A 21,915-nucleotide genomic window follows, 5' to 3' on the forward strand; every position below is an offset into this window, starting at 1 on the left:
CAGGTATGTGAAGTAAGTCAACACCTGCGAGTTGCGCTCGGCGGACCTGCTGAGTCGCCGCTCGCTGGGCGGCGAACTGTGCCCATTGACGACTTACTTAGAGACCCTAATAATGACCGGGCGCAGGGCGGGGGGCTCGTGACGCGTCCCGCGGACCGCACGTCAAGGAAGACGTCGTGACGAGGTCGGGAAGACGAAGCGCGCGGGTGCGGCCGCGACCGCCCTGCTCGCTGCGGCGGTCGTGGCCGCGGGGTGCGGGCCGTCGGGCGCACCGGCCGGGGCCGAGGGTTCCACCTTGGTGGACTAACACCGGCCAGTCCGGTGACTACCAGATCAACTTCAACCCGTTCGCGCCGACCAGCATCGGCGGAGCGGGCACGATCTTCGAGCCACTGTTCTTCCACAACGTCCTGCGCGACGCCGAACCGACGCCGGAACTGGGCGCCGAGTTCGCCTGGAACGCCGACGGCACGCAGCTGTCCATCACCCTTCAGGACTGCGTGACCTGCTCCGACGGCGAGCAATTCACCGCCGCCGACGTCGTGTTCACCCTCGACATGATCGCCAAGCACCAGGCCATGAACACCACCGGCTACGCCGGGCGGGCCGAGGCGGTCGACGACACGCACGTGATCGTCAGATTCTACCAACCGTCCTTCCTGGACGGTCCGGCGATCCTCGGCAGGACCTACGTCGTGCCGGAGCACAAGTGGAAGGACATCGCCGACCCGGCTGTCGCCGTGGTGAAGGACCCGGTCGGCACCGGCCCGTACCTGCTGGACGAGTTCAAGCCGCAGGCGTTCACGTTCAAGGCGAACCCGACTCAAGAACGGCGAACCGGTGTCGCTGACGCTGAGCACCGTCGCCGGCTGGACCGACTACATCACCGCCACCGAGGTCGCCGGAGGCTTCACCGGACGGATATCGCCACGTACGCGTCGAGCGGCACCGTCCACTTCGACTGGTTCGTCACGAACGAGATCCAGGCCACCGCCGGACGACGGCACGGTCGACGCTTCTTTAGGTTTCCGTTGAAAGCGAACGCGCTGGATGGTGGCACCCGAACCAGGCAACGGTGGGTGGCCTGGCGGGCCAGGGAAAGACTAAGTGAAGTAGCCTTGCGAAAGGGGCGGCAAAGGAGGGAATCGTGGCGAGGAGCCCGGTCTGGGCAGCAAGCCGGCCGAGGACGCGAGGCGTGGTCCTGGACGTGATCAGAGCGGCGCGCTCGATCAGCCGGGTGGAGCTCGCGACAGCGACCGGTCTCACCGGCGCGACGATCTCCGAGGTGGTGCGCGAGCTGCTGGGCGACGGGCTGGTCGTCGAGGCCGGTCGTGGTGCGCCGACGGGCGGCAAGCCGCGCACGATGGTGCAGCTCAACCCGCCGGCCCGCTACGGCGTGGGGGTGCAGCTCGAGCGGAACGCCTGCGTCATCGTGGTCGTCGACCTGGCCGGACGACCGGTGGCGCGGACCTCGTTCCACGGCGTGTCGTCGATGCCGCCGGAGCAGGCGCTGCCGCTGGTGGCGTCGCGGGTGGACGCCCTGCTGACGACGGCCGGCGTCGACCGCGAGAAAGTGCTCGGGGTCGGCCTGGTCACCTACGGTCCGCAGGATCGGAGCACGGGTGTGCTGTTGACACCACAGCCCACCGAGGAGTGGTACGACTACCCGGTCGCGCCACGCCTCGCGGAGAGCCTGGGCCTGCCAGTGCTGCTCGACAACGACGCCGCGGCGGCCGCGATCGGCGAGTACTGGATGGGTGCGGTGGGCCCGCACAGCACCTACGGCTGCTTCTACATGGCCACCGGAATCGGCGGCGGGGTGGTCGTCGCCGGTGAGGTGTACCGGGGCAGTTCGTCGAACAGCGCGGAGATCGGGCACATCTCGATCGACGTCAACGGTGACGAATGCCCGTGCGGCAACGTCGGGTGCCTGGAGAACTACGCCGGTCCGTCGGCCCTGGTCCGGCAGGCGTTGGAGATGCCGGACCTCGCCCGACGGCTGGCGCTCGACCCAGCGGCCGACGACTTCCTGACCGAGTTCGCGCGGATCGCGGCGGCCGCGAACGCAGGCGACCCCGAGGCCCTTGCACTCGTCGAGCGGTCGGCGCGCTACCTCGGTCACGCCGCGGTCACCGTGGCGGTCCTGTTCGACCTGGACACGATCGTCCTGGCCGGACAGAGCTTCGCGGTGGCGGGCTCGATCTACCAGGCGGTGATCCAGCAGGAACTGGACCGCCGGTTGTTCGCCCGCAAGGCGCACCCGGTTCGCGTGGTGCCCTCGGTCAACGGGTCGGACGCGGCGGCGATCGGTGGGGCGATCCTCGTCCTGCAGAGCGAGCTGATACTCGGCCACGGCCGCTCCGAGGACGGAACGCGGCCGGTGCCCGCCGGCGCGGTCGAGACACCGTGACCGATCGCGCTCAGCTTTCGTACGATGCGGCGGAGAGCTGTCCCGGTGTCGAGGCACGACGTGCAGGTGGAGCAGGCGCGCAGGACGCTGGGACTCCCGCGCGACCGGCGGTGTCCCGCCACACCGGGCTGACCGGCGGGCGATCCACCTGGATCACAACGCCACCACACCGGTCGACCCACGCGTCGTCGAGGTGACGCTGCCGCACGGCAACGGGTCGTTGGGCCACCGGCCGGCGGTGGACCGCGCAGTCGGTGGCGTCGGTCCTGTCCGCCTCGCGCTATACCGGCTGGCAGGTGCGGAACCGCCAAAGCGTCGACCACGACCACCACACCGGGGAGAGCGCCGCCGCCGCGTCACGCGCTGGAACCCGACCGACCGCTGGGTGCTGTCTCGACAACGCACCCACACCCAGCTCGTCAGCGAAGCGGACTTCGTCGCCGTCCAACGGACGCGTGCGGGTCGCCCGAACCAGGTCACCAGGATCGGCCACACCCTGGACGTGCCCGCCGCCGCCGGCCCCCAGCCGAGTCATCGCGCAGCTCCGCGCCCGACATGCGGCGCTGGAAGCAGATGCTTCTACCGCCTGAACTCGCGCGGCACAACCAATTGCACATCACCGACGCACGACCCTAGGGAATCCTGTTGGTCACCCGCTCATCGCGCTCGAACCGGGCGATCGAGCGGTAGTCGCCGAACGAGGGAATCGGCTCCCAGTTGGCGTGGACCGGCACGTCGTTGTACTCCACGGTTTCCCGGAAATTCTCCGCCTTGTTCTTGACGACCCGCTTCACGTATCCGTCTTCACGGTAGTCCACGGTCTCACTGGACGACGAATCCGAAAGCCGTAGGCCCGGCTCGTCGCTCGGATAGTTCCACATGTTGGCGCGAACCAGGAAAAGACTTTCATCGGTCTTCTTCATGAATGTGTACTCGGTCGACTTCCGGCCAGCGTCGTCCTGAAAGGTGACCACGACGACGCCGGTCTTCCACACCGGGGTGACCAGGGTCGGGGACTTCGCTCCCGGCCTGGGCGGCATGATCGCCGTGTACTCCTCGCCCGCACCGTCCTTGACCCGCGCCTCGGCCTCGGTCAGCGGTTCCCCTGGGGTGCCGTCCGCGTAGTTCCACTTGAAGCAGTAGTTGACCATGTCTCCGTGCCCGGGTTCCGGATTAGTAAGTACGACCGTTCTCGTCCCTGATGATGATACCCAGGCGCTTCGCTTCCGCAAGAACGGCAGGCGGAACGCCATTCTGCTGCACCGGGACCTCTAAAATCATGTCACCGCTCATCGGCTTCCCGATCGCCTCGTCACCGAGATCACGGCGATTGGTCGGCGTGTCGGCGACAACGGTGCCGGGGCCGTACGTGTTGGCCAGTTCCCGCAAATAGCCTTTGGCCGTGCTCTCCTGCACGTCCGCCAGTTGCGTGTACTTCCGGCTGACGATTTCCTCGTCGGGCACGTAGGAGTCGACGCGCGGGTACTGGCCCTTGTCCGACCGCGGCTCGACGTGAACCTCGTTCGCGCCGCCCTGCTCCTCGTAGTAAGGCTCGCGCCGACGGTTGAACTCGTTGCCTTCCTCGAGTTGCCGCTGCAGCCACTCGGGCCTACCCGGCCGCTCATCGGCGCCCGGTTGGCCGGGCTGCCCAGGCTGGTTCGGCTGCCCGTTGCCCGACGTGCCGCCTGGTCGACCTGCCTGCGCGATGCCCTCCGTGGCCTGTTGGGCGGTGGAGATGCTGGACGACGCGTCGACGTCGCCGGACCGTTGGGATGGCTGCCTGGTCGGGCCGTCGCCACCGTTGCCGTCCCCCGGTCGCCGTGGTCGTGGAGTCATGTAGGCCCTATCCGTCCAACAGCAGGGAAAGGTTGCTGATGCTCTGCACCAGCGAACTCGTGTAGTTGAGGATCCGCCCGGCCCACTTGACGACCGCAGCGACGATCTGTGCCGCGATCACGGGGATGGTCACCACGAACAGCGCCTCGACGGCCCACACGATCACCCTGGCCACCAGGTCGGCGATCAGGTCGCGGACGATCTCGCGGGTCATCTCGACCAGGCCGCCCGCACCCTCGGTGGCCGCGGCCATGCCGGCCGAGACCGCGGCCAACCCGCCGATCGCGTTCACGTTGTTGACCATCAGGGAGCGGTAGGCGTCGGCGGAGCCACCGCTCCACTCGGAGAGGTCGTTGCTCAGGTGCCTGCCGAGGTCCTCGGACATGGCGTACAGCTCGGTGGCCATGTTGGTCCAGGTCGCGGCGTGCGCGCGGACCACGTCGGGCATACCGGTCAGCTCGTCGAGCGCTTCGCGCAACGGTTCGAAGTACTCCAAGGCCCAGCCGAGCCCGTTCGACAGCAATGCGCTGAACGGGTCCACCACCGCGGCGCCCGCCTCCAGCGCCAACCCGGCGCCCGCGAGCGCTCCGCTGACCCAGTCCTCGCTCTTGATGGCGTCGACCAGGTCTTCGATCCCGTCTGCGACGCCGGCCCCGGTCCACGGGTCGCGGGTCGACTCCACCGGGGCGACGAGGGAACCATCGCTCATGGCAGCCCCACCACCCCGATTTGGTTGAACCGGTCGGCTTCGCCGTTGTCCACGGTGTCGTAGGCGTCCGCGCTCAGCTCCAGTTCCCTGGTGGCGATGTCGAGGCTCTCAGCGACGTAGGCGATCAGTTCGTCCTGCTTGCGGTGCCTGCCCTCCAGCACCCCGGAGATCCACCCGCACAACAGCCCGTACGCCTGGCTGTCCTGCGCGATGTGGGAGCTCGCCGCCTGCACGGCGTCGAAGCGCTGTCGAACCGCCTGCACGTTCTGCGCGTGAGTCCGCAACTGCTGGATGTCGACGTTGAATCCCATGCGTCACCGCCGAAAGTCGGAGGACGGGTCGTACACGCTGTCCTCGATGTCGTCACCGTCATCGTCCCGGCTGCGGCGCGCCTGTGGTCGGGCGGTGTCCTCGACGGGGGCGCGCCGGAAGTGGCGGTCGACGCTCTGCGCGATCGCCCGCGCCGCCACCGACTCCACGCCGACGGTGTCCTCGATGACCTCCTTGGACCGGTCGGCCAGCGTGTTCCTCGCCTCGCCGAGCGTCGCCATGATCGCCCGCGCGACGACGTCCGGTGACACCCGGCTGATCCGGTCGGTCAGCTGCAGCCCGACGAGCGTGCCGGTCGAGTCGACCGACACCTCGGCCAGCCCATTCGGATCCCTGGCGGTCACCCGCAGATCCTGGAGCCGCTGACTCATGGCCTGGGTGTCCTGGGCCATCTTGTCGATCCGACCCTGCCACGCAGCCAGGTGCTCACGGGCCCCGTCCGGGTCGAGAATTGTCCCGTCCATGGGCCTGCACTCTAGGTGACAGACCGTGTTCTCCGGCACGATTGGATGAGACTGGTAGCCCGACTCCGACGAACGTCCCCCGGATGCCGGATGCCGGATGAGCGTCGCCGGGGTGGCACTCCACCCATTGACGGCATCCCGCTCGGGATCGTGACCACGGTCAAGTCCTGGGGCGTGGTGTGACGCGGGCGGTCACCGGTGATCCGGTTATCGGTCAGGTGGTGGATGCGGCGGGTGTGGTGTCCTCCTGTCCGGTGGGATCAGTGTCGGTGGTGCTGGTCGTGCGGGAGCGGGCGAGGCCGTCCAGGCCGAGGTGTCTTCTTTTAGTCGACACTGAAGCTACGATAGTGGTTGGCCATCTGTAAGTTGCCGCCGGAGTCCGTTGCAAGGTCCGCCTCCGACATGACACCTCGAAGCCGGTCCCCACGTTGTCGACGCCGTCGAACGACTGCGACGTCGAGGACTTCGCACGGAGCCTTCGCCGATACGCGCATGCCACGCGGTCTTGGACGTCACCGCAGCGTCAAGGTCATCGCTCCGCGCGGGCGATGACTTCCAGGTGGACCGGGAAGTCATCGCCCGCATCAATTACTCCTCAACCGGCGCTTCAGCTCCGTAGACGGCTGAAGCGCTGGTTGGCGCTACCGCTGTAGGTGTACTGGGAGATCCGCGCGCCGTCGGCGGTCGACTTCTCCCACACGTCCATGGCCAGACCGGACTGCCGGTTGACGAGGCTGATCACGTCGCCGCCGTGGTCGACCACGCGCCATTGCTGGCTCGTGGCGTTGGTGTCGGGCTGCTGGGTGATGTCGGCCCCGTTGCTGTTGCCGGAGACCTGGAGGACCAGGCCGCTGTGCCGGGCCTTGACGCGGACGTGGCCGTCGCCGGTGTCGATGAACTCGAACTGCTGGTTGGTCCGAGCGTTGGGCGCCCACTGGACGAGCCGGGCCCCGGCCGCGGTGGACGCTCCGCTGATGTCGGCCGCTTTGCCGCTGTGCTGCGCGACCAGGCTGTAGGCGGACGAAGTCGAACGCAGCGAAGAGGCGAGACCGATGCCTTGGTCACGCAGTGCCCCGGCGACGACTTCCGCGATGCGGGCCGCGCCGGCCGCCTCGAAGTGGGTGTGGTCGTTGCAGAAGAACGCGCCGACCGCGCCCTGGCTGTAGTCGCCGTTGTTCGGGCACAGGCGCAGCGAGTTGTACAGCGCGATGCTGCGCTGGTGCAGGTCGATGACCGGGACCTGGTCGACCTGCGCCTGGGCGATGGTCTCGTTCACGAACCCGCGGGTGGCCACCGCGGTCGAACCGGAGCAGCGGATCGCCGACACGGGCGTGACGTAGACGGGCTTCACACCGCGTGCCTTGGCCTCGCGGGACATGGTGGACAACAGCTCGCGGTAGCGCGCGGTGCCCACGTGGCGCGGGCAGTTCGAGTCGCCGTCGTTGATGCCGAACTGGATGATCAGCCAGTCGCCGGACTGCATGCCGTTGGTGGAGAGCATGTTCGCCCAGCGCGAGGCGTAGGTGCGCGGGCTGACGACGCACTCGCCGGCGGAGTCCTTGGTGCTCATGACGTTCGTCTCGTAGAGCCAGGTCTGGATGCTCCGACCGCCCATGGCGTTGTTGACGACCGTGACGTCGTCGTTGAACAGCCGGTCGAATTCCCGGCCCCAGCCGACCGGGCACGTGCTGCTGCCGTTGGCCATGGTCGAGTCACCGGCCAGCCACACCTTGAACGGCGCGAGGGCCGCTCCCGCCCCCGAGTCGGCCTGCGGTGCGGCGCAGAGCGCGGGTGCCGGCGCGGCGTGCGCCGGAACCACCACGGCCGCCATGGCGGCGAAGACGGCCGCCGCGACGGCCAGGCACCGGTTCCGTAGAGATGTTCTCATCGGTCCTCCATGTCGTTATCGGCAGAAGTGCGACGTCAGCGGACCTGCGTCGACCGGATGACGCCCAGCCGGACGGCCTCGTTCAGCACCAGGTTCGACATCGCGGTGGCGCCGTACTCGGAGAAGTGCGTGTTGTCGCCCTTCTCGCGGGTAAGGAACAACTGCTCGGACGGCGTGACGCCGAGTTGCTGGACCAGGTTGGCGGACAACGTGGTCAGGTCGATCAGCGGAGTGCTCTGCGCCCGCGCGACGGCCTTCATCTCGTTCGGCAGGTCGGTGCCCACTCCGTTGACGTGCCAGGCGGTTGCGGTGAGGCGCCCGGACGAGTCGAACAGCCGGCGGACCGGCGGCGTCACCAGCACGGGCGTGCCGCCCGCCGCGTGCACGTCGCGGACCATGCGGGTGAGGTTGTCGCGGAACGCGGTGGCCGAGGTCTGCTTGTCGTTGTGGCCGACCTGGATCATGACCGTGTCGCCCGCGCGGGTCTGCGACCGCACAGCGGGGAACAGCGTCGAGTTGGACAGCACCGAGCCGGAGCTCTCGCCGGAGTCGGCGTAGTTCGCCACCGACAGGCCCTCGCGCAGGCGGGCGGGCAGGGTCTGGCCCCAGCCGGTGTAGGGGGCGAAGCTCTGGTCGCACACGGTGGAGTCGCCGACCAGGAACAACGCCGGTGGCCTGACCGGCCTGACCGTGACCGCCACGACCGACGGCGAGCGCCCGTCGAACACGAGGTCCAGCCCCGGCGTGCCGGTGCCGTCCTGACCCGTCGGCTGACCTTCCGGGTTGCGGACGTTGACGGTGACGACCCGCTCGGCGAACTGGCCCGCGACGGTGTCGACTGCGGCGAGCACCCGGCGTCGGGCCTCGGTGGTGATGCCGGTGGAGGCCGCGCGGGACGAGCTGCCCAGCCGCACGGTCACGTCGTAGTGGCCCGGCGCCACGTCGTAGCGGCAGGTGATCGGCCCGGTTCCGGTGCAACCGGCCGGCACGGGGTCGCCGGGGACGGCGCCGAGCCGGACGAGCAGCCACCGCTGGTTGGCGCCGCCGTTGACGTCGTACTGGGAGACGCGCGCGCCGTCGGCGGTGGACCTCTCCCACACGTCCAACGCCTTGCCGCTGTTGCGGTTGACGATCCCGACGTGGCCGCTGTCGGTGTCGACCAGGCTGAACTGCTGGTTGGTGGCGTTCTTGTCGGTCCACTGCACGACGTTCGCGCCGTTGGCCGTGGAGGCGGAGGCGATGTCCACGACCTTGCCGCTGTGGCGGGACTTCAGCCGGTAGTACCCGCCGCCGGAGTCGACGAACTGGAACTGTTGCGCGGCCGAGTCCGTTCTGGTCGACTGCACCACCGCGCCACCATCGGCCGTGGACTGCACCTGCATGGCCTTGCCGCTGTGCCCGGCGACCACGACGTACGTGGCGGTCGTGTCGACGGTGGCTGCTTGAGCCGAGGGTGCGATCGGCGCGAGCGCGGCGACCGCGCCCATGACGAGAACCAGTGCCGATCGCATGACCGCACCGCATGACGGCAATGTCATATGCGTGCCTTTCGCGGAGAGGGCTTTCCCGGCGAAAGAGTTGCGGTGAATTCGGCCTGTCGTCAACGGTGGCATCTCGTATGGGAGCGGTAGTCGAATACGTTCGACTACCGCTCCCATACGAGATGGACCGGTAGTCGAAAACACTGCCCCGGTCAGTGGTCGCCGCGTCCGGATACGACGTCGATGACCGCCGTGACCGGTCCCGCGTCGGTCCTACCGGTGATCTTGTCGGTGGCGGTGGTGAGCAGGTGGATGGGAGAGGACAGCCTCGGAGCGGTTGTCAACCACGTCGTTCGCGGCCGGGAAACCCGCTGGATGGCGTCCGCCTGCGGCGACGCATCGCGGACCGCCTTGATCCCGGAGGCTGAGGTAACACCTGCATGTGACCGTGGCCCGGCGCTCAATCGGTACCGGGACAAAGCAGGTTTCATCGGGGCGCTTCAGCTAGATCTCGTTGACCTCAACGCTTCGGGGACCGCCTCTCCGCCTCGCGATGGCGATCGGCCGCCTCGATGACAGCGAAGTTCGACCGGCGCAGGTCCTCCTCACCGCGTTCCTCGACCACGCGCGCTGCCCGGATCTCAAACACCCCGGGGGACGACGCGTACTCCGCGTCGGCACTCTCGCTGGGCCTCGTCGGCGGCGGTGAGGGCGGCTGAGATCTGGGTGGAGCAGCACCGAGCGGCGCTTGCCGATGTGGCGGGCAGGGTCCCGGGCCTGGTTGTGGTCGAGCACTGTCGTGGAGTGGCAGCGCAACAGCCCCGTCCGGTGGTGTATGGCTTCTGAAGAGAAACCGACCCTGTCCGAACGGGGCTATCGCACTGTCTGTCAAGCTCGGTCTTTGTGAATGCCGTTCAGTTGGCGGTACATTGTGTCTTGCGCTTGATCGTTCGGCAGCCGGGTGCCGTGTTCTGGGACAGCGGGTCGCCGGTGCGGCGGCTGACCGCGCTCACAGATCAGCCAGTTCCCACCTGTTCGATCACCCAGCGGGAGGTCGTGCTGATGGATGGCGCGTAGACGACCTCTTCCCCGATGAATCCCCGCGCGTGCAGGTACTTGCCGCTCAGTTCGTGCAGGATGTACTTCGGACTGCCGGATGAGGTGTTGTAGAGCTGATATGAACCACCGTTGCACGCAAACGTGTAGACATCCGCACCGTTTCCGTCGAGGCAGTGGTTTGATACCGGATTCCTCCAGACGCGGTCGACGATCGTCCACACCTGCTTCGCACTGCGGTCACAGTTGCCGAGGACGAGGTTTCCCTTGCCCGCCGTGATGTTCACCTGAAGGCAGGAGTTGGTGCTGTTGGCGTTGCGCACTTGGTAGTACACCGCCTGCGCCGTCTGCCCCGCCTGCGCCGAGGTCGCGACACCGACCAGCAACGTCGAGCCGAATGCGATCGCCGCTCCGGCACTGGTGAGTCGCCTGAGGTTCGCCTTGAGTTTCATGATCAACCCCTTCGAGTCCTGACTGTTGGCGGGTCGCTCTTGGTGTCCCGCCGAGTGGGCCGTCGGATCTGGATGGAGGATGCGGGTCCGGTCGTGTGAACTTCTTGCAGGTTTTCTGCACTGCGCTGCTCAGGGCGTTATGCCTGTAGCTCAGGGGCAACCGGGCCAGGGTGCGGTGGTGCGTGGTGGTGCGTGGTTGGTGCAGAGGTCTGCGGGTGTCCGGTGGACCTGGGCACCCCCAGGCAACGGCGCGTGCTGGCCGCGTTGGCGGTCGACGCCGGGCAGGTGGTGCCGGTGGGATCGGCTGCTACGACGAGCGCTGGTCGCGGGGGACGGTCCGGCCATCGTGCACCGGTCGCGCGGCTACGCCCTGACCACCGACATGACCGAGCCGCTGACCGACCTGCGCCGGATCCGCGAGTTGTGAGCCCCTGGAAACGCGGAAGTCGATGACGAGCACCCGACTCGGATGCTGCCCGACGCACCGGACCTGTGACTCAGCGAGCCACTGACCGGCGTGGACGGTGCGTGGGCCGAAGCCGAGCGTGACCGATTGTCACAGGAGCCGATGACTGTCGAACACAACCTGGCGAATGCCCGGCTGCGCCCCGGGACGGGTGGTCGGTTGTGGCTGGGCTGTCGATGTGGAGCGCCCAGCAGCCGTTGGACGAGCGGGTGGCGGGACAGTACCTGCTCGCACTGCACCAGGCTGGACGGTCCGCCGGCGCCTTCGAGCACTACCAACAGGTCCGCACCCGGTTGATCGAGGAGTTGGCCACCGAACCCGGGATCGTCGCACCCTCCGCCGTTGCCCGTGTCTCGATCGCCGGGTGCTACTCGTCCAGCCACGTGCGCACCGTGGCGGGCTGCTGCTCGTAGACGCGGCGGGCCGGCGCTGCGGGGTGAACCCGTGCCGGCGCAGCCACAACCCGACGCCCTGCTCGGTCATGTCGACCCCAGCGGCCAGCCGGATCAGCTCGACCACCGCCTGGCGGGTCCACAGCGGGCCGCCGATCAGCAGCTCCTCCGGGGTGTAGTCGGCCATCGCCGCGAACAGCGTGCCCCGATCCTCCGGACCGATTCGGCCAAGCCGGGACGCCCCTTGCCAGTCGCCAGGCCGTCGCGACCGTCCCGCAGGTAGGCACGCCACCAGGTGCCCACCGACCGTTCCGAGACCCCGAACACCTCCGCGGCCTGCCGATAACCCTCGACCCGACCGGACTCCAACGCCGCCACCACCCGCAACCGCAGCACCTCACGCTCCGCAGGCGACAACCGATGCGCACCCTCGACCTCGACCACGAGCGATCAACCTCCAGCAAGGCGATCACTTTCGACTCAATAGCTCCGAGACGAGTACCGCGCGATCGGCCCAGTCCGGCCGCGGGCGGGAATCGGCCCGGCGCAGCACTGCGACTTTCGTGCCGCGGCAGCGGTCTTCGGCGTTCTCGGGCCAAGAACCGGCCGAGCAGAACCAATCAGGCGGCCAGGACCGCCAGCAGGGTCGGCAGTCCGGTCATCGCCGTGTCCTTTCTCGGGAAGTTGTCATGGGGGCATGGTGCAGGGCCGTTCGTGTGAACCGCCGGCAAGGTTCCTGTGCGGTGATGGTCAGGCCGCTATTTCTGGTGACCAGAGGGAAGCGTCGGAGGGGTGGTGTGCCGGTGGAGTTGCGCCTGCTGGGCGAGGTGACCGCAGAGGTTGACGGGCAGCCGGTGGACCTGGGCACACCCCGACAGCGGTGCGTGCTGGCGGCCCTGGCCGTCGACGCCGGGCGGGTGGTGCCGGTGGACCGGCTGGTCGAGCGGGTCTGGGGCGTGGACGCGGCGCCGCGAGCGCGGGCGACGCTACACGGCTACATCTCGCGGCTGCGCAGGGTGCTGGCTGGCGCGGACGGGGCGGCCATCGTGCGCCGTTCGGGCGGTTATGCGTTAGTGGCCGCGGTGGTGGAGCCGGTGGTGGACCTGCACCGGTTCCGCGACCTGCGCCTCCGCGCCTGCGACGAGTCCGGACAGGCCGCTCGGTTGTTGACCGAGGCGCTGGCGCTGTGGCGGGGCGAGGCGCTGACCGGCTTGCAAGGGCAGTGGGCGTGGGCCGAACGCGACCGACTAGGACAGGAGCGGCTGGCCGCCGAGCAGGACCTCGTCGACGCCCGGCTGCGCGTCGGGACCGGCGGTGACTTGGTGGCAGAGCTGTCCGCGCGGAGCGCGCAGCACCCGTTGGACGAGCGGGTACAGGGACAGTACGTGGTGGCGCTGCACCAGCTCGGACGCACCGCGGACGCGTTGGAGCACTACCGCCAGGTCCGCGAGAGGCTGGTCGAGGAGCTGGGCACGGAGCCGGGCTCCACGCTCCGAGAACTGCACCAGCGAATCCTGACCGCGGATTCCGCCCTTACACCCACGCCCACGACGGCCGTGCCCGCGCCGCCTCGCCAGCTGCCGATGCCACCCACGCCGTTCGTCGGCCGCCAGGACGCACTGGACACCTTGGGCGCCGCGCTGGATGTCTCCGCCACGGTGGCCGTCTCGGTCATCGGCGGTGCCGGCGGGGTGGGCAAGACCTGGTTGGCCCTGCGGTGGGCGCACTGGAACCTGCACCGGTTCCCCGAGGGGCAACTGTTCGTCGACCTGCAAGGGTTCAGCCCCACCGGACGGCCGACCGAGCCGGGGGACGCGCTGCGCGGCTTCCTCGACGCCCTCGGCGTCGCCCCCACCAGTCTCCCGCCGGACCTCGACGCGCGGGCCGCGCTGTACCGCAGTCTGGTCGCCGGGCGCCGGATGCTGGTCTTGCTGGACAACGCTGCCACGATCGACCAGGTCCTACCGCTGCTGCCCGGCAGCGCGACCTGCACGGTCCTCGTCACCGGCCGCACCGCGCTGCCGTCCCTGATCGATCGCTACGGTGCCCGGCACCTGCCATTGGACGTCCTCAGCCGTTGTGAGGCGCGTGCCCTGCTGGCCAGTCGCCTCGGCGCGGAACGGGTCGACGTCGACCCTGAGGTGACCGACGAGCTGGTCGAGCTGTGCGGACGGCACCCGCTGGCACTGGCGATCACCGCCCGGCACGCGGCCACCCACTCGACGATTCCGCTCGCCGAGTTCGCCGCCGAACTCCGAGACTCGGGGCTGGACATGCTCGACCACGACACCGACCCGGCCTCCAGTCTGCCAACCGTGCTCTCGTGGTCGCTGCGCCACCTCACCGATCGCCAACGGCGGCTGTTCGCGCTGCTCGGAACGGCACCCGCCCAGGACGTCGACCTGCCTGCCGCCGCCTCGCTCGTCGGCCTCGGCCGGGCGGAGGCACGCAAGGAGTTGCGCGTGCTGGAGGACAACTCACTGGTCGACCGACGTCCACAAGGCCGTTACGCGATGCATGACTTGGTCCGGGCCTACGCAGCCACTACCGCCCACGACCACCTCACCGAGACTGAACGGCGAGCGGCGCTGGAACGGGTGGTGGACTTCTACCTACACACCTCCCACACCGCCGACCGCCTCCTGAACCCCCACCGCGAACTGGTCCGGCTCGATCCGCCCACCGCGGGCGTGTGTCCGCACCCGTTGGCCGGCGTTCCGGCGGCGACAGCGTGGTTTGAGGCCGAACACACCGCCGTGCTGGCCGCCCAGCGCGTCGCGGCAAGCAACGCGTGGCACTCCACCGTGTGGCACCTGGCGTGGACCCTGAACACCTTCCAGACCCGACAGGGACGCCTCCGCGACAACCTCGCGGCGTGGTCGGCCGCATTGGACGCCGCCTCACACCTGCCCGATCCCACCTTCCGCATCCACGCCCACCGGCGGCTCGGCCACGCGCACACCGTTCTGGGCCGTCGTGAGGAAGGTCTCGAGCAGCTGCGCCGAGCCCTTGCCCTGGCGGAGCAGAACCACGATGCCACCCAACAAGCCCACACGCACCGTGCACTCGCCGGAGCCTGGGAACGGCTGGGCGAACACGAGCGGGCCTTGAACCACGCGAACCGCACGCTCGGCTTCTACCGCCTCCTGGGCCAACCGGCATGGGAGGCCGCCGCGCTCAACGCGGTGGGGTGGTACACGGCCCGGCTGGGCGACTACGACACCGCCCGCACCCATTGTGAGGACGCGCTCGCACTGCAGCGGTGTCACCGGGATCGCTACGGCGAGGCGAGCACCTTGGACAGCCTGGGGTACATCGCCCACCACAGCGGGGACCACGGGCAGGCTGTCCACTATTACCAGCAGGCCCTCGTCCGGTTCCGCGACCTCGAGAACACCTACCACGCGGCCGAGATCCTCGACCGGCTCGGGCGGTCCAACACCGCGCTCGGCCGGTACGAGCATGCCGTGGCAGCCTGGCGGGAGGCGTGGGAGTTGTACGTGCGGCAGGGGCGCATCGGCGACGGCGAACGCGTCCAGCGACAACTCGACGGCTTGCCAAAGGGGGGCGGGTGACGGAACGCCTGCCGTCGTTGAGCTTGTGGGACTCTGTCGCCCGATTGAGGCCGTGCTGATCACGGGCGGCTTCGCGTCGCACTCGTCGGCCAGAGCCGGGCTGCACCTCGACACGCCGCCGACCGGTTCTCGGCGGCCTGCTCAACGAGTACGAACCCACAGCAGCCTAACCACAGGTCGAAAGTACGACCGACTTTTGGCCCCCACAAGCTGTCGGGTGTTCACCCGACACCGCCGGGGCCGTCGTCCTCGTACCTTGTGATCAGCTGCCGCACAGATACCTGCTCCGGCAACGGAAACCTGGCGGAGTGGACGGCAAGCAAGGTCGGTCTCGGCCCGGTTCAAGGAGTGCGAATGGGCAAGTTCAAATCCCGCTGGTTCGTTTCGGCGGTTTCCATGGCGATGTTGGGCGCGGGGTTGGCCACGCTGACCGCCGCGCCCGCCAACGCGGCGGTCAGCTGCACCCACGCGATTACGATCAGCAGCGACCCCTCCGGCTCATATGCGACCGTTCCCGGTGTCAGCTACGGTGTTCCCTGGGGCCCAGGTGACTGCCACCTGTCCGAGGGCAGCTCCGGCGCAGGTGTCAAGGCCATGCAGCGCGGGTTGAACTCCTGCTACGGCGCTGGTCTCACCGCCGATGGGCAATTCGGACCGAAGACGCGGAGCGCGCTGATCACCGTGCAGAAGGCCATCGGTGTCAGCGCGGACGGGATCTTCGGGCCGAACACTCGTGGGACCATGAGGTGGATGGCCTTCACCAACGACGTCCTGTTGGGTTGCCGCTACTTCAGGTACGCGTAATACCGGGTCAGGCAGCGTCCACCCAGCCATCGACGGGGTGGACGCTGCCTGACCGGTGGCTTTCGTCAGTTCTCGTAGAAGTAGCCGGTCACGCCGACCACGAGGTCGAGGGTGCCGTCGCCGCCGCTGTGGAACCGTGCCCACGAGTGCGGGGTGACGGCGAGGTTGGTGACCCGTGACGAGCACCGCGCCCGTGCTGCAGCCCACGGGTTCCACGTCCACGCCAGGTAGCTGATAGGGCGCGCGTTGCGCACGGTCGCGCGCGTCCAGTTTGGACATGGCGCGCTGCACGTGGGCGCGAACGGTGAAGGGGCTGAGGTACATCCGATCGGCGATCTCCACATTGGACAGGCCGGTCGCGACGAGAGCGACCATCTAGCGTTCGAGCGGCGTGAGTGCGGCGAGCTGTTCGGGATGGCGTGGTGGGGTGTCGACCGGTGTGGCGAGGAAACGGGCCACCAGGGAGCGGGTCGCCGCCGGGGACAGGAGGGTGTCGCCGTTGGCGAATCGTGCGCACGGCGTCGAGCAGGCCTTGCGCCTCGATCCCCTTGCCGATGAAGCCGCTGGCTCCGGCACGCAGGGCTTGTGCGATGTACTCGTCGGTCTCGTAGGTGGTGAGGATCAGGACGCGGGTAGCACGCAGATCCGGATCAGCGCAGATCTCCGCGGTGGCGGCGAGGCCGTCGGTGCCGGGCATCCGGATGTCCGTGATCACCACGTCCGGGCGCAACTTGCGGGTGAGGGCCACCGCCTCCCTGCCGTCGCCCACCTCTCCGACCACGGCGATGTCGTCGGCGCTGTCGAGGAGGGTGCGAAAAGCGCCGCGCAGCAACGCCTGATCGTCGGCGAGGATTGTCACTCTCCGAGTTCCGGTCAGCGGCGGTGGTGACGGTTGTCATCGGAGGGTCGGCGCGCATGGGCCGAGGGTGTACGACTGGGCCCGGTGCCGATCCGGGCCGGACCGGCTGGCGGGCCAGGCGCGGGTCCCGCATGTCGTCGACGCCGCCAGCCACGTCCGGGCCTGGTCTTGCTTCCGCGGCCGACGACGACACCAAGCTCGTCTCAGCCCCTACAAACGCCGCGGCTACCCACGCGACTGACTGCCGTTGCATTGCAGTACTGGGCGTTCCTGGCGGAGCGCTACGTCCTCCTGCCTGTTCCGATCCGGCACACGCTGCCGGAACTGCTGCGAAGCGAACCGGTGTGAGCCCTGCTCCAGGAGTTGCGTGAGGACGCGAATGCCACCAGGTACGCGCAGGCGAAGATCCCCAGGGCGCCGAGTCGGCCGTAGGTCAGGCTGCCGTGCGCGACGTTCTCACCGCGACGTGCCGGACAGCGCCTGGGCTCGCTGACCGCCCGCCTCCGTCGCCGGCCGATGGCCGCGGATCCTGCGGACCAGACCGAGGAGGACCGAACGCAGCGCCTCGGCCCGACGGCTGGACGGGACGAACATCTGCTGCTTGAGCCGCGCGGTGCGCTGGTGCTTGGTGATGAACGGACGCAGCCCGGCCTCCCAGGCGTCCAGAGCAGCGGCGAGGTCGTCGGGGTGTTCCAGCAGGGCCGCGCCCAGTGCGGCGCCGCCGCGAAGCGAGGACGTGGCACCCATGCCCGAGTAGAGGTTCATGCACCACGCCGCATCCCCCACCAGCACGACCCGCCCCGTGCTCCACCGCGGCATCCGCACCTGGTGCACCGAGTCGAACAGGTGGTCAGGGGCCTTTTCCAGGGAGTCCAGGACGTGCCGCACCACGGGATCGTCCATTCCGGAGAAGACCGAGCGCAGCCGCTGGACCCGCGACCCGCTGAACTGCTCCTGGATGTCTGCCGTCCGGTACGTCAGCAGCGCGGTGGGCGCGTGGTCGGCGAGCCCGAACACCCACACCGCCCGCTTCGCGCGCGCGATGATGATGCTGTCACTCGCCTCGTACGAGGGCACCTGTTCCTTCAGCTGGAAGGCGCAGATCATCGCGTTCCACGTGGTCAGGTAGTCCTCGTGCGGACCGAACACGATCCGGCGCACGCTCGAGCGCATCCCGTCCGCGCCGACGACCAGGTCGAAGCTCTCGCGGTACCGCGCACCGGTGCCGGCCTTCTCGAGCAGGACCTGCACTTCGGCAGGACCCTCGGTGATCGCGACCGGGGTGGTCGCGAACCGCACCTCGACCGCGTCCTCGGTCCCGTCGCCGGTGATGCTCTGCCACAGCGCGGCCTCGATGTCGCCGCGCAGCACCGCTGCCGGCTCCCCGGGCTGGTCCAGGAATCCCAAAGCCGGCCTGCGCCTGCCCCGACGATCCACCGACCACGAGTTCCCGCCCGCCCTCTGCTCCGGGTTCCGGGTGTGCAGGTGGTCGGCGATCCCCAGATCGACCGCGGCCTGCCGACCCTCCGGGAACAACCCGACGAAGTAGCCCCCGGTCCGCCGCTCCGGTGCCCGTTCGACGATCACCGGCGTCCACCCGGCCCGGCTCAGCCCGATCGCCGCGGACATCCCTGCGATCCCGAGCCCCACCACCAGTGCTCTCTTCCGCATGGTCGTCACCGCGCCGTGCCGGACAGGGCGGCCGGAGCCGACGATGCGGTGTACTCCGCCGTCATCCGACGGTGGACGACCTTGCGGATCAGTTCGAGGACAACCGAAACCAGCACCTCTGCCGGGCGGCTGGACGGGACGAACCGCTGTTGCTTGACCCGTGCGGAGCGCCGCTGCCTGGTGATGTAGGGGCGCAGGCCGGTCTCCCAGGCGTCCAGAGCGGCGGCGAGGTCGCCGGGGTGCTCCCGCAGGGCCACGCCCAGTGCGGCGCCGCCGCGCAGCGAGGACGAGGAGCCCATCGCCGAGTAGGTGTTCATGCACCAGGCCGCGTCCCCCACCAGCACGACCCGCGCCGTGCTCCACCGGGGCATCTTCACCTGGTGGATCGAGTCGAACACGTGGTCAGGTGCCTCCTCCAGGGAGTCCAGGACGTGGCGCACCACGGGATCGTCGTCCATCCCGGAGAAGGCCGCGCGCACCTGCTCGATCGACGGCCCGGCGAACCGGTCCGGGGTGTCCTCGGTGCGGTAGGTCAGCCATGCGCAGGGCGCGTGGTCGGCGAGTCCGAACACCCACATCGCGCGCTTGGGGCGCGAGACGATGATGCTGTCGCTCGCCTCGTAGGAGGGAACCTGCTCCTTCATCTGGAACGCGCAGATCATCGCCTTCCAGTTCGTCAGGTAGTCCTCGTCCGGACCGAACACCATCCTGCGCACGCTCGAGCGCATCCCGTCCGCGCCGACCACGAGATCGAAGTCCTCGCGGTACTGCTTCCCGGTGCCGGCGTCCTCGAGCAGGACCCGCACCCCGCCGGCGCCTTCGGTGATCTCGACCGGAGTGGTCGTGAACCGCACCTCGACCGCGTCCTCGGTCCCGTCGCCGGTGATGCCCTGCCACAACGCGGCCTCGATGTCGCCGCGCAGCACCGCTGCCAGCCCGCTGGGCGCGTCCAGCAAGCCCAGAGCCGGCTTCCGCCTGCCCCGGCGATCCACCGACCACGAGTTCCCGCCCGGTCGCCATTCCGGGTTGCGGGTGTGCAGGTGGTCGGCGATCCCCAGGTCGGCCGCGGCCTCCACGCCCTCCGGGAACATGAAGATGAAGTAGCCCCCCGTCCGACGCTCGGCTGCTCGTTCGACGATCACGGGTGTCCAACCCGCCCGGCGCAGCCCGATGGCCGCGGACATCCCCGCGATCCCGAGCCCCACCACTAGTGCCCTCTTCTGCATGGCTTTCCCCTCGCCGATCACGTTCTGATGGATGGACGGCTCAATCCGGCACGACGACGGCGCGGGTGCGGCCGGTGTGCGCCCACGCCTCACCGACCCGGCTCAGCGGGAACGCGGTGTAGGGCAGCTGCAGGGACCCGTCGGCGAAGCGGGCCATGATCTCGGGCGCCTCGGCGAACATCTCCTCGGCGGACCGCGATCCGACGCCGCTCCCGGTGATCCGGATTCGCCTGCTGCGCAGCAGGTCCGCGGGCAGCGACGCCTTCGAGCCCGCGAGCGAGCCGATCTGCACGTAGGCCGTGTTCGCCTCGGTGTCCTCGCCGCTGCGACCCAGCGCGGTGAAGGCGGCCTCGGCGACGGGTCCCCACAGATAGTCCAGCACGAGACCGGGCGACGTCTCGGACACCGCGTCGGCCAGGGCGTTCTCCATGCCTTCGGGTCCGTTGTGGGCCAGCGACACGGTCGTCGCTCCCCCGCAGCGCAGCCGCTCCAGCACCTCCGGATCGCGCCCGGCGGCGATGACCCGCTCCGCTCCGAGCGCCAACGCCCCCTGCACGGCAAGGCTGCCCGACATCCCCGTGGCACCCAGCACCAGCACGGTGCCCAACGTCCCCATTTCCTTGCGTCGCGCGGTGAGGACCATCCAGCCCGACAGGCCGGGGTTCATACCTGCGGCGATCACGAGTGGATCCGCTCCCTCCGGAACCTCCGCCTGGAAGGGAGCGACCAGCCACTCGGCCATCGTTCCGAAGGGCGGACGCGCGTATCCGGTGTAGACCAGGCGCCCGTCGCCGGTGCGAGCGACCGCGTCGATGCCCGGCACCATCGGATACGTCATCTGCCCGCGGCTGTAGTGCCGCCCGGTGGCCAGCCCGCGAACGATGTTGTGCAGGCCGGCACCGACGAGGTGCAGTGGCTCGTGACCGGGTGGGACCGTCGGCTCGGGGAAGACACCGCAGACGGGTGACGTGTCAGGGGTGGTGACGATCGCAGCACGCATCAGGTCTCCTTAACTAAGTTCAACGCTGTAGCCCAGCGTGCCTGAACAGTGTTAAGTTGTCAAACATGACCAAGGGCCTCACTCGGGAGCGGATCATCACGGCGGCGCTTGAGCTGCTCGACGACCAGGGCATGGACGCCCTCACCGTTCGCGCGCTCGCCTCCCGGTTGGACGTCCGGGCCCCCGCCCTCTACTGGCACGTGCGCAACAAGCAGGAACTGCTCGACGAGATGGCCACCGAGGTCATGCGCCGAGTGAGCAGCGCGTTCGCCGCGATCCCGCCCGGCGACGGCTGGCGCGACGACCTCACCGCCTACGCCCGCGTCCTGCGCTCGGAGTACCTGCTCCACCGCGACGGGGCCCGCATTTTCAGCGGCACCCGGATCACCGACCCGGACGTGGTCCGCATGAAGGAGCCGTTGTTCGAACGCTGGACCGCGGCCGGGTGGAAGCCCGTCGACGCCGACGACGCCGTCGACGTGGTCACCGCGTTCGTCGTCGGCTTCGTCATCGAGGAGCAGGAGCGGCGCCAGTCCACCGCGACCGATCCGACGCGCTACTCGACCACCGAGCGCGACGCCTGGCTCGGCGAAGGCGCGTCACTGGTGAAGGAGGCCGGGCGCCTCCACGACGACGGCGACCAGCGGTTCGAACGGCATCTCGGCATCGTCCTCAACGGGCTCGCCGCCCGACCGGATGCGTGAGTCCTCCGCGCCTGCGCGTCAGCACGGTTGCAATCGCCGCTCGCGGAAGCATCGCTATCAGCAACGCACTGGCGCCCGCGATTGCGGCGCGAAGCCCACCTGTATGCGCTCGTGGTGATCGAGCACGCCAACAGCCGCATCCGCGTCCTGGGCGCCACCGCGCACCCGACCGCCTCATGGATCACCCAAACCGCCAGGAACCTCGGGGTGGACCTCGAAGACGACTCCCGCGCACCGTCACGCACACGAGCCACCGGCCCCGCACCACCCCCGAGAACACCACCGGCAACACCGACGCCCGAGGCACCGCCGAACCGTTTCGGGTCGTCCTCCGCCACGAGGACGCGCGTGCTCACTGTCTGTCCACTCAGACGGTCGCCAACGCCGCGGTGGGCCCGAGCCTGCTCGCCCGCACGGCCGGGTAGAGGACGGCGCGAACCACTGTCCGCCCAGCCACAACCGCACACCGGGCGTCCGCGCTTCCAGTCGCTGCGCGGCCAGCGAGCCGAGCACGACCAACGGACGTCGTTGTGTCGCAACGGTAAACCACGCTCCATTGTGGATTGAACCGCCGAGTGTGGCGAGCAGCCCC

The 21,915-nt window shown here is 69.1% G+C and carries 20 protein-coding genes and 2 pseudogenes; 7 read left to right on the forward strand and 15 right to left on the reverse strand.

Annotated elements, in window-relative coordinates; all coding sequences use genetic code 11:
- Positions 1-176 precede the first annotated feature (176 nt).
- Positions 177-1,211: an ABC transporter substrate-binding protein gene (locus OQ02_RS41415; RefSeq protein WP_231500289.1), complete on the forward strand. Its 1,035-nt coding sequence runs from the start codon at positions 177-179 to the stop codon at positions 1,209-1,211.
- Positions 1,196-2,410, forward strand: a complete 1,215-nt coding sequence (locus tag OQ02_RS29295) for an ROK family protein (RefSeq protein ID WP_051772930.1) — start codon at positions 1,196-1,198, stop codon at positions 2,408-2,410. Before OQ02_RS41415 ends, OQ02_RS29295 begins: the two co-directional genes overlap by 16 nt.
- A gap of 632 nt (positions 2,411-3,042) precedes the next feature.
- Here the strand turns inward: OQ02_RS29295 and OQ02_RS29300 are convergent.
- From OQ02_RS29300 to OQ02_RS29335, 8 genes are all read right to left on the reverse strand, one after another.
- Positions 3,043-3,561, reverse strand: coding sequence for a hypothetical protein (locus OQ02_RS29300; RefSeq protein ID WP_033441850.1), 519 nt, complete (start codon positions 3,559-3,561; stop codon positions 3,043-3,045).
- A 22-nt stretch (positions 3,562-3,583) separates the two neighbouring features.
- The gene (locus OQ02_RS42865; RefSeq protein WP_051772931.1) at positions 3,584-4,246 is read right to left on the reverse strand and encodes a hypothetical protein; all 663 of its coding nucleotides are present in this window, start codon (positions 4,244-4,246) and stop codon (positions 3,584-3,586) included.
- Between the two features lie 7 nt (positions 4,247-4,253).
- Entirely contained in the window at positions 4,254-4,955 is a 702-nt protein-coding gene (locus tag OQ02_RS29310) for a WXG100 family type VII secretion target (RefSeq protein WP_033441851.1), read from the reverse strand.
- Positions 4,952-5,266 carry a type VII secretion target gene (locus OQ02_RS29315; protein WP_051772932.1) on the reverse strand — a complete coding sequence of 105 codons (315 nt, stop codon included), beginning with the start codon at positions 5,264-5,266 and terminating at the stop codon, positions 4,952-4,954. The genes OQ02_RS29310 and OQ02_RS29315 overlap by 4 nt, the downstream gene beginning before the upstream one ends.
- Positions 5,267-5,269: 3 nt before the next feature.
- Complete coding sequence (locus OQ02_RS29320) at positions 5,270-5,749, reverse strand: YbaB/EbfC family nucleoid-associated protein (protein WP_051772933.1); 480 nt, start codon at positions 5,747-5,749, stop codon at positions 5,270-5,272.
- Positions 5,750-6,356: 607 nt separating this feature from the next.
- On the reverse strand, positions 6,357-7,637 hold the full coding sequence (locus OQ02_RS29325) for an RICIN domain-containing protein (RefSeq protein WP_081916023.1): 1,281 nt from the start codon (positions 7,635-7,637) through the stop codon (positions 6,357-6,359).
- A gap of 35 nt (positions 7,638-7,672) precedes the next feature.
- Positions 7,673-9,148: an RICIN domain-containing protein gene (locus tag OQ02_RS29330; RefSeq protein WP_231500290.1), complete on the reverse strand. Its 1,476-nt coding sequence runs from the start codon at positions 9,146-9,148 to the stop codon at positions 7,673-7,675.
- A gap of 986 nt (positions 9,149-10,134) precedes the next feature.
- Positions 10,135-10,626 carry a ricin-type beta-trefoil lectin domain protein gene (locus tag OQ02_RS29335; protein WP_033441852.1) on the reverse strand — a complete coding sequence of 164 codons (492 nt, stop codon included), beginning with the start codon at positions 10,624-10,626 and terminating at the stop codon, positions 10,135-10,137.
- A gap of 199 nt (positions 10,627-10,825) precedes the next feature.
- Between OQ02_RS29335 and OQ02_RS44230 the strand changes: the two genes are divergently transcribed.
- Together OQ02_RS44230 and OQ02_RS29340 are read left to right on the forward strand one after the other, a co-directional pair.
- Positions 10,826-11,053, forward strand: coding sequence for a hypothetical protein (locus OQ02_RS44230; protein WP_156077372.1), 228 nt, complete (start codon positions 10,826-10,828; stop codon positions 11,051-11,053).
- A 200-nt stretch (positions 11,054-11,253) separates the two neighbouring features.
- Complete coding sequence (locus tag OQ02_RS29340; protein ID WP_033441853.1) at positions 11,254-11,505, forward strand: BTAD domain-containing putative transcriptional regulator; 252 nt, start codon at positions 11,254-11,256, stop codon at positions 11,503-11,505.
- A gap of 25 nt (positions 11,506-11,530) precedes the next feature.
- On the opposite strand, the pseudogene OQ02_RS47270 reads toward OQ02_RS29340, so the two are convergent.
- Positions 11,531-11,671, reverse strand: a pseudogene (locus OQ02_RS47270) (helix-turn-helix domain-containing protein); the annotation flags it as partial.
- Positions 11,641-11,928: a helix-turn-helix domain-containing protein gene (locus OQ02_RS47275; RefSeq protein ID WP_081916025.1), complete on the reverse strand. Its 288-nt coding sequence runs from the start codon at positions 11,926-11,928 to the stop codon at positions 11,641-11,643. The gene OQ02_RS47275 and the pseudogene OQ02_RS47270, both read right to left, overlap by 31 nt.
- A 359-nt stretch (positions 11,929-12,287) precedes the next feature.
- On the opposite strand from OQ02_RS47275, the gene OQ02_RS29345 reads away from it, so the two are divergent.
- Together OQ02_RS29345 and OQ02_RS29350 are read left to right on the forward strand one after the other, a co-directional pair.
- Positions 12,288-15,059: an AfsR/SARP family transcriptional regulator gene (locus OQ02_RS29345; RefSeq protein WP_331281558.1), complete on the forward strand. Its 2,772-nt coding sequence runs from the start codon at positions 12,288-12,290 to the stop codon at positions 15,057-15,059.
- A 354-nt stretch (positions 15,060-15,413) separates the two neighbouring features.
- A complete protein-coding gene (locus OQ02_RS29350; RefSeq protein ID WP_033441855.1) occupies positions 15,414-15,863 on the forward strand; it encodes a peptidoglycan-binding domain-containing protein in 450 nt (149 codons plus the stop codon).
- Between the two features lie 65 nt (positions 15,864-15,928).
- On the opposite strand, the gene OQ02_RS29355 is transcribed toward OQ02_RS29350, so the two are convergent.
- The 5 genes and pseudogenes from OQ02_RS29355 to OQ02_RS29375 form a co-directional block, all read right to left on the reverse strand.
- Positions 15,929-16,117 carry a hypothetical protein gene (locus tag OQ02_RS29355; protein WP_033441856.1) on the reverse strand — a complete coding sequence of 63 codons (189 nt, stop codon included), beginning with the start codon at positions 16,115-16,117 and terminating at the stop codon, positions 15,929-15,931.
- Positions 16,110-16,722: pseudogene (locus tag OQ02_RS42880) on the reverse strand (response regulator transcription factor); the annotation flags it as partial. The pseudogene OQ02_RS42880 and the gene OQ02_RS29355, both read right to left, overlap by 8 nt.
- 456 nt (positions 16,723-17,178) lie before the next feature.
- Positions 17,179-18,393, reverse strand: coding sequence for an FAD-dependent monooxygenase (locus OQ02_RS29365; protein ID WP_033441890.1), 1,215 nt, complete (start codon positions 18,391-18,393; stop codon positions 17,179-17,181).
- 5 nt (positions 18,394-18,398) lie between these two features.
- The gene (locus OQ02_RS29370) at positions 18,399-19,619 is read right to left on the reverse strand and encodes an FAD-dependent monooxygenase (protein WP_081916032.1); all 1,221 of its coding nucleotides are present in this window, start codon (positions 19,617-19,619) and stop codon (positions 18,399-18,401) included.
- A gap of 40 nt (positions 19,620-19,659) precedes the next feature.
- Positions 19,660-20,619 (reverse strand): quinone oxidoreductase family protein, encoded by a 960-nt coding sequence (locus OQ02_RS29375; RefSeq protein WP_033441858.1) that lies wholly within the window; start codon positions 20,617-20,619, stop codon positions 19,660-19,662.
- 65 nt (positions 20,620-20,684) lie between these two features.
- On the opposite strand from OQ02_RS29375, the gene OQ02_RS29380 reads away from it, so the two are divergent.
- Positions 20,685-21,323: a TetR/AcrR family transcriptional regulator C-terminal domain-containing protein gene (locus OQ02_RS29380; RefSeq protein ID WP_033441859.1), complete on the forward strand. Its 639-nt coding sequence runs from the start codon at positions 20,685-20,687 to the stop codon at positions 21,321-21,323.
- The last annotated feature ends 592 nt before the right edge of the window (positions 21,324-21,915 follow it).

Origin of the sequence: Saccharothrix sp. NRRL B-16314 (genome assembly GCF_000716595.1) — a bacterium.
GTDB lineage: Bacteria > Actinomycetota > Actinomycetes > Mycobacteriales > Pseudonocardiaceae > Actinosynnema.

Bases quoted from the DNA above. Each gene is read 5' to 3' on its own strand.
- OQ02_RS29300 (WP_033441850.1), bottom strand. From the start codon at position 3,561: ATGGTCAACTACTGCTTCAAGTGGAACTACGCGGACGGCACCCCAGGG.
- OQ02_RS42865 (WP_051772931.1), bottom strand. From the start codon at position 4,246: ATGACTCCACGACCACGGCGACCGGGGGACGGCAACGGTGGCGACGGC.
- OQ02_RS29310 (WP_033441851.1), bottom strand. From the start codon at position 4,955: ATGAGCGATGGTTCCCTCGTCGCCCCGGTGGAGTCGACCCGCGACCCG.
- OQ02_RS29315 (WP_051772932.1), bottom strand. From the start codon at position 5,266: ATGGGATTCAACGTCGACATCCAGCAGTTGCGGACTCACGCGCAGAAC.
- OQ02_RS29320 (WP_051772933.1), bottom strand. From the start codon at position 5,749: ATGGACGGGACAATTCTCGACCCGGACGGGGCCCGTGAGCACCTGGCT.
- OQ02_RS29325 (WP_081916023.1), bottom strand. From the start codon at position 7,637: ATGAGAACATCTCTACGGAACCGGTGCCTGGCCGTCGCGGCGGCCGTC.
- OQ02_RS29330 (WP_231500290.1), bottom strand. From the start codon at position 9,148: ATGCGATCGGCACTGGTTCTCGTCATGGGCGCGGTCGCCGCGCTCGCG.
- OQ02_RS29335 (WP_033441852.1), bottom strand. From the start codon at position 10,626: ATGAAACTCAAGGCGAACCTCAGGCGACTCACCAGTGCCGGAGCGGCG.
- OQ02_RS29350 (WP_033441855.1), top strand. From the start codon at position 15,414: ATGGGCAAGTTCAAATCCCGCTGGTTCGTTTCGGCGGTTTCCATGGCG.
- OQ02_RS29365 (WP_033441890.1), bottom strand. From the start codon at position 18,393: ATGCGGAAGAGAGCACTGGTGGTGGGGCTCGGGATCGCAGGGATGTCC.
- OQ02_RS29370 (WP_081916032.1), bottom strand. From the start codon at position 19,619: ATGCAGAAGAGGGCACTAGTGGTGGGGCTCGGGATCGCGGGGATGTCC.
- OQ02_RS29375 (WP_033441858.1), bottom strand. From the start codon at position 20,619: ATGCGTGCTGCGATCGTCACCACCCCTGACACGTCACCCGTCTGCGGT.
- OQ02_RS29380 (WP_033441859.1), top strand. From the start codon at position 20,685: ATGACCAAGGGCCTCACTCGGGAGCGGATCATCACGGCGGCGCTTGAG.